At 71.5% G+C, this 4,084-nt stretch carries 4 protein-coding genes; 2 read left to right on the forward strand and 2 right to left on the reverse strand.

Features of this window, described 5'->3' with window-relative positions; genetic code table 11:
- Positions 1-113: 113 nt before the first annotated feature.
- Positions 114-818, reverse strand: coding sequence for a TetR/AcrR family transcriptional regulator (locus ABTZ89_RS36520; RefSeq protein ID WP_351053586.1), 705 nt, complete (start codon positions 816-818; stop codon positions 114-116).
- Positions 819-987: 169 nt separating this feature from the next.
- Between ABTZ89_RS36520 and ABTZ89_RS36525 the strand changes: the two genes are divergently transcribed.
- Positions 988-1,317, forward strand: a complete 330-nt coding sequence (locus tag ABTZ89_RS36525; protein ID WP_351053589.1) for a glutaredoxin family protein — start codon at positions 988-990, stop codon at positions 1,315-1,317.
- Between the two features lie 329 nt (positions 1,318-1,646).
- Here the strand turns inward: ABTZ89_RS36525 and ABTZ89_RS36530 are convergent, their stop codons facing one another.
- Positions 1,647-1,904, reverse strand: coding sequence for a hypothetical protein (locus ABTZ89_RS36530; protein WP_270951466.1), 258 nt, complete (start codon positions 1,902-1,904; stop codon positions 1,647-1,649).
- A 280-nt stretch (positions 1,905-2,184) separates the two neighbouring features.
- On the opposite strand from ABTZ89_RS36530, the gene ptsP reads away from it, so the two are divergent.
- Positions 2,185-3,825: a phosphoenolpyruvate--protein phosphotransferase gene (gene ptsP, locus ABTZ89_RS36535; protein ID WP_351053594.1), complete on the forward strand. Its 1,641-nt coding sequence runs from the start codon at positions 2,185-2,187 to the stop codon at positions 3,823-3,825.
- Positions 3,826-4,084 lie beyond the last annotated feature (259 nt).

Raw genomic sequence — 4,084 nt, forward strand, 5'->3', positions numbered from 1 at the left:
TGCTATCCCCGCGGTCACCACCCCCTCCCGCGCGCGCCGCCCCGCCCACCCCCGGGGCGGGCGTGGGCGTATGGCCGCTGCGGCTCACCCGCAGGGGCCTTCGCGTTTTCTGGTCAGGCGAGGCCGGTTTCCGTCGTGAGCTCGTGGAGCATCGCTTCGAAGAGGCGGTCCGCGCCGGTCAGGTCGAAGGGGAAGCGGCCGAAGACCTCCAAGGCCACGTGGCCGTAGAGGCGGACCCACCAGCGGAGCAGGAAGTAGACCGCGTCCGCTCGGAGCGCGTCGGGCGGGAGTTCCACGCCCGCGGTGGAGAACGCCGCTGCCAGGGACTTCTGGTGGTCGGACAGGTCCGGCAGCTCCGGCGTCAGGTCCGCCGGGGCCACCAGGACCGCGCCCTCGGCGAGGAACGGGCCGACGAGGCCGAGGAAGACCGTCGCGAACTGGTCCGGCCGGTGCTGCTCCGCCTCGGGCTGCGGGGTGGCGAAGACCAGCGCGAACTCCTCCGGGTGGGCCAGCGCCCAGCAGCGGAACCCGCGGCACACCGCGAAGATCTTGTCCAGGAACCGCTCGCCGGCCTCCTCCGACTCGCCGTGCAGCTCGGCGGCGAGGTCGGTGCAGATGTCGTCGCACAGCTGGCGGAGCAGGTCCTCGCGGGACTCGTAGTAGCGGTACAGCGCGGGGGCGGTGATGCCGAGCTCGCGCGCGATGGCTCGCAAGGTGACCGCATCGCTGCCGTGCTCGGCCAGCAGCACCCGGGCGTGCTGGCGGATCTCCAGTTCGGTGGCGGCGCGGAGCCGCTCGCGCCTGGACACCTCGGTCATGCGGCACCTCCTCCGGACGCAGCGATTGTGTCCCATCGGATGGCCGAACCGGGTGAGCTAGCGTCGATTCGGCTGGTTCGCGTTCGCACCGGGTGCGGGCGCGGGGCGAATGAACCGGGTGCCCGTCGCGTTGCAGCTCGTGGACCCGGTTCGCGATCTAGGAGGAAACATGACCGCCGGAGTGCAGGAAGTCGTCGTCTACACCCGTCCGGGATGCCCCTTCTGCACCTCGCTGCGCGCCGGGCTGCGCCGGCAGGGGCTGGAGTTCACCGAGGTGAACATCTGGGACGACGCGGAGGCGGCGGCGACCGTGCGCAGCATCGCTGACGGCAACGAGACCGTCCCGACGGTCGTGATCGGCGAGTGGCAGGCGGTCAACCCCTCGGCGGGCACCGTCCTCGACGCGGTCGGCGAACACGCGCCGCACCTCCTCCCGGAGCAGAAGCCGGGCCTGGTCGACGGAGCGCTGAAGGCCATGGGCCTCCGCAAGGAGAGCTAACTGCCTTTGACCAAGATTTTTGCCTTCGATGCGCCGGGCGCAGATGAGAACGAGTTCTAAGGCAGGTGTGACAAGGGCCGACCGCACGGGGGGCGTTGCGGTCGGCCCTTGGGGTTGTGATCGTCGGTGGCGCGATACCGGCGAGCAGCAACCTGTTCAGTCTGACGCCGGACAACGTGGAAAAGATCCGCATCCGGCCGCAAGTTAGCTCGAACGGTGGACCCCCGGAAGCTCCACAGTGGCCCGCCGGAACGGCGAACGGCCCGCTCCTCCTCCGAGGTGAACGGGCCGTTCAGGTTCGGTTCTCTCGTGTCGGCATCGGTCGTCGGTCAGCTCGCCATCCGGGCCACCGGGATGAAGGCCGGGGTCGCCAGGCTGGTGTCGACCGTCTCCCCCGCTGCGGGGGGCGCCCAGTCGGGCCACTCGCTCGTCGGCGGCGGGAGCGTGTTGGTCGTGGCGTCGGGGTTCTCCGAGCTCTCGGGGACGTCCGGGAGCTGGGCCGAGAACAGGCGGATGATCGCCGCCAGCGGCTCGGCGAACCAGTCGGTGGTCGGGGTCGGCTCGGTGATCTGCGTGCTCAGTGCCATGCCAACAGCTTGCTGTTCGCGGGGTGCCGCCAGGATCCGTACAGCTACTCACTTGTTACTCATGGGTAATCATCGTGCTGCGACATTCGGGTGACGTAGGAACCACTGAGGTCACCGCGTGTGGGGGCGCCCACTTCCGCATCGCGCCGAACGGTGGACGGATGCCTACGATCGCCGCACAGGTCGATCTGACGCGCCGTGTCGGGCGGGATCTCCCGCTCGGAGTGAGCCGCGTCGATGAGGCTTATGCAGAAGACCTCGGAAAGGTATGGTCTAGACCATGTCGCGTTTGACTGGTGTCGGAGTCAGCTCCGGCCGCGCCTCGGGGCCGGTCGCCCGGGTCGCCGATCCACTGCCCGAACCGCCCGCCACTCCCGCGCCGACCGACCCGACCGCCGAGGCCGAGCGGATCCGCCCCGCCGCCGACGCCGTGGCCGAGCGGCTGTTCCAGCGCGCCGCGCGAGTCGAAGGCGACGCGAAGGCCGTCCTGGAGACCACCGCCGCGATGGCCATGGACCCGGCGCTGATCTCGCAAGCCGAACAGCAGGTCACCGCCCGCTCGCTGCCCGCGCCGCGCGCGATCTTCGAAGCCGCGAACGGGTTCGCCGACGCCCTCCGCGCAGCCGGCGGCTACATGGCCGAACGCGCCCGCGACGTGCAGGACGTGCGGGACCGGATCATCGCCGAGCTGCACGGCGTGACCCCGCCCGGCGTGCCCGAGCTCGAGCGGCCGAGCGTGCTGCTGGCCCGCGACCTCGCCCCCGCCGACACCGCCGACCTGGACCCGGGGCTGGTGCTCGCGCTGGTCACCGAGGAGGGCGGTCCGACCAGCCACACCGCGATCCTGGCGCGTGCGCTGGGCATTCCGGCCGTGGTCGCGGTCCGCGGCGTGCTCGAAGCGCCCGACGCGGTCGGCGCCGTCGTCGACGGCGACAGCGGCGAGGTGGAGATCAGCGGCGAAGAGGTGGCCGTGCAGGCCGCCGAACGGGCCGCGGCCGTCGAGTGGAACGGCATCGGCGCCACGGCGGACGGCGAGCCGGTCAAGGTCATCGCCAACGTCGGCTCGGCCGCTGATGCACGCGCTGCGGCGGCTGCCGGGGCCCAAGGAATCGGGCTGTTCCGCACCGAGTTCTGCTACCTCGCGGCCGACGACGAGCCGTCCGTGGAGACCCAGCGCACGGCCTACCGCGAGGTGCTCGAACCGTTCGCGGGCAAGCCGGTCGTCGTGCGCACCCTCGACGCCGGGGCGGACAAGCCGCTGGCGTTCCTGGACATGGGCGTCGAACCGAACCCGGCGCTCGGCGTCCGCGGCCTGCGCGTGGCCTTCGACCGGCCGGACCTGCTGGACCGGCAGCTGGCCGCGATCGCCGGTGCGGCCGCCGACTCCGGTGCCGAGGTCTCCGTGATGGCGCCGATGGTCGCCACCGCGGCGGAAGCCGCCTGGTTCGCCGAGCGGGTCCGCGCGGCGGGCCTGCCGCGCGCCGGGGTGATGATCGAGATCCCGGCCGCCGCGCTGAGCGCTCCGGAGATCCTGGCCGCCGTCGACTTCGTCAGCATCGGCACCAACGACCTGGCCCAGTACGTGTTCGCCGCGGACCGGATGGCCGGTGCGCTCGCCGAGCTCAATGACCCGTGGCAGCCCGCGCTGCTGCGCCTGATCGCGCAGGTCGGCGAGGCCGGGCGCGAACTGGGCAAACCGGTCGGGGTGTGCGGCGAAGCGGCGTCCGACCCGCAGCTGGCCGGCGTGCTGGCCGGACTCGGCGCGACCAGCCTCTCGATGGCCGGAGCAGCGGTCCCGGCAGTCGGCGCGGCCCTCGCCGAGCACCCCATGGCCGCCTTCCGCCAAGCCGCCGAAGCAGCCCTGGCCACGTCCACCCCGGCCGAAGCCCGCAAGGCCGCCAAGTCCGCGCTCGCCTCCTGACCCGGGGATCCGCAAATTCCATTGAAATCGCACGTCCGATTTCAATGGAATTTGCGGATCCCTCCGGCGTGTCCCCTCCCGACACGCCGACACCTGGTTCCGCAGTTTCAATTGAAACTGTGACCCCCGGCGTGTCGGAGCCCCGGCGTGTCCGGACCCAGTGCGTCGGGACCCCGGTGCGTCGGGGCCGGACACACCGACGGTTGTGGACAAGTTCCGGGTCCTGTGGAGAACTTCCGCAAATTCAATGGAAATCGGA

This window comes from Saccharopolyspora sp. NPDC002686, assembly GCF_040295745.1.
Taxonomy (GTDB): domain Bacteria; phylum Actinomycetota; class Actinomycetes; order Mycobacteriales; family Pseudonocardiaceae; genus Saccharopolyspora; species Saccharopolyspora oryzae.